Annotated in this window: 3 protein-coding genes; all 3 read left to right on the forward strand. The window is 61.7% G+C overall.

Going from position 1 to position 2,312, the window contains the following annotated elements:
* Positions 1-122: 122 nt before the first annotated feature.
* The 3 genes from VZ95_RS15865 to VZ95_RS15875 all read left to right on the forward strand — a co-directional run bounded on the left by VZ95_RS15865 (position 123) and on the right by VZ95_RS15875 (position 2,214).
* On the forward strand, positions 123-1,013 hold the full coding sequence (locus VZ95_RS15865; RefSeq protein WP_045776726.1) for a lysophospholipid acyltransferase family protein: 891 nt from the start codon (positions 123-125) through the stop codon (positions 1,011-1,013).
* Positions 1,014-1,126: 113 nt separating this feature from the next.
* Positions 1,127-1,480 (forward strand): AtpZ/AtpI family protein, encoded by a 354-nt coding sequence (locus tag VZ95_RS15870; RefSeq protein ID WP_045776727.1) that lies wholly within the window; start codon positions 1,127-1,129, stop codon positions 1,478-1,480.
* A 5-nt stretch (positions 1,481-1,485) separates the two neighbouring features.
* Entirely contained in the window at positions 1,486-2,214 is a 729-nt protein-coding gene (locus VZ95_RS15875) for a F0F1 ATP synthase subunit A (protein WP_045776728.1), read from the forward strand.
* Positions 2,215-2,312 lie beyond the last annotated feature (98 nt).

Raw genomic sequence — 2,312 nt, forward strand, 5'->3', positions numbered from 1 at the left:
AAGATTGGGCGCGTCTGCCGCACACCGACCCGCGCCGGAATCGCCGTTTTGCCGGTGCGCCTGGTTTTCGAGACGCCCGATGCGCTCGATGCGCTGCTGGCCCCGCTGCTGGAGCCTCCATCATGAGCCGGTCGCGCCTGCGCCGTCTTGTGCAAGATCCGCTGGAAGCGGGCCTCGCCTGGACGCTCTACGGGCTGTTGCGGGCGGTGCCGCTCGATCTTGCGTCGGGCSTCGGCGGCGGCTTGGCGCGGGCGATTGGGCCGCTGCTGCCGGTGCATCGGGTGGCGGGGCGCAATCTTGAGATCGCTTTTCCCGAGATGAGCGCCGCCGAGCGCCGCCGCGTGCTGCGCGACGCCTGGGATAATCTCGGGCGCACCCTGTTCGAATATCCCCATTTGGCGCAGATTCTGGCCGAGCGGGTGGAGATTATCGGCGGCGCGCATCTGACGGCGTTTCGCGACGATGGCCGCCCCGGCATTGCCTTTTCCGGCCATCTCGCCAATTGGGAGATTCTGCCCGCCGCCGCCGGGGTGGCGGGGGTGCCGCTGACCAATGTTTATCGCGCGCCGAACAATCCCAAAATCGATGCGATCATTCGTCACGCCCGCCGCCTCAGCGGGCCGCATCTGGTGCCAAAAGGCGCGCCGGGGGCACGCATTCTGCTGAAAGCGCTGAAAAGCGGCGCGCATTTGGGGTTGCTGGTCGATCAAAAAATGAACGATGGCATCGCGGTGCCTTTCTTCGGCGTGCCCGCGATGACCGCCTCGGCCTTGGCCGATTTGGCCTTGCGCTTCAATACGCCGTTGTTGGCGGCCCAGCCGATCCGGCTGACGGGCGCGCGCTTTCGCTTGATTATCAGTCCCTTGATCGAGCCACAAAGCTTGGTCGAGGGCGCAAGCGGCCTATCGGCGCAGGCGGCGTTCATGGGCGCAATTAACCGGCAACTCGAAGCTTGGATTCAGGCGAATCCGGCCCAATGGCTCTGGTTTCATCGCCGGTGGCCGAAATCTTAACCAAACCCCGTCTTTCGGCCCCCCTTATTCTTGACAGGGGGCGGGGGTCTTTTTTATGGTGCGGCGCAATTTGCCGGTTCGTCTGGATCGGGCGATCAAGAAAGGCCGTGCCTATGACCGGGCCTCACGAGGGGGAAGACACGCGGGACGATGCGTTCGCGCAGCGCCTCGCCTCCTTGGAAGCCGAGCGGCAGGGGAAACCTGCGGCTCAAGGGAAGGGTAAGGGCGACTTAGGCGTTGGCGCGCGGGTCGGGGTCGATCTCGTGTCAGGGGTTCTCTTAGGGGCTGGTCTCGGGTATGGGATCGATCTCTATGCCGGAACGAAGCCGTGGGGCTTGATTGTCTGCTTCATGCTCGGGGCGGCAGCAGGGTTTTTGAATGTGTATCGGTTTCTGAATGGGCAGGATGCGGGCGTCGGCTATCGACGCAAGACTCCCGATCAGCAACCGCCGAAGCGAGAGGAATAGGCATCGTGGCAGGTCCGCTGGCGCAATTTGAAGTCCATTCTATCGGCCCGGAACTCTCGCTGGCCGGCTTCAATGTGCCGTTCAACAATTCCGCGCTGTGGATGGTGATTGCCGTCGTCGTGGCAACGGGCTTGATGATCGCCGCAACGGCGCGTCAGGCCGTTATTCCCGGTCGGCTTCAGTCCTTGGCCGAAGTGCTGCACGGGTTTGTCGCCAATATGGTGCGCGAGAATGCGGGCCAAGAAGGGATGAAATATTTCCCCTTCGTCTTCTCGCTGTTCATCTTCGTGCTGTTCGGCAATTTGCTGGGCATGATCCCCTTTAGCTTCACCTTCACCAGCCACATCATTGTTACCTTCGGCCTTGCGGCGACGGTTTTCGTGGCGGTGACGGTGATTGCGCTGATGCGCCACGGGCTGCACTTCTTCAGCTTCTTCCTGCCGCACGGCACCCCTTGGTGGATGGCGGTCATCGTTGTTCCCATCGAAATCCTCTCTTATTTCGCGCGTCCCGTGAGCCTCTCCATTCGTTTGTTCGCTAATATGATGGCGGGCCATACGATGCTGAAGGTGTTCGGCGGGTTCGCCGTATCGTTGGGGATCATCGGCGGTTTGGCGCCCTTGGCGCTGATCGTGGCCCTCACCGGCTTTGAAATTCTGGTCGCGCTGCTGCAAGCCTATGTCTTCAGCATTCTGACCTGCCTCTATCTCAAGGACGCGATCGAGCTTCACTAAGCCCGGCCAACTTCTGAGACTGTTTCCAACACCACCACTTAGTTACCGCGAAGGATCCTAACATGGACGCTCAAGCCGCCAAGTTCATCGGTGCCGGT

Origin of the sequence: Elstera litoralis (genome assembly GCF_000963705.1) — a bacterium.
Classification (GTDB): Bacteria; Pseudomonadota; Alphaproteobacteria; order Elsterales; family Elsteraceae; genus Elstera; species Elstera litoralis.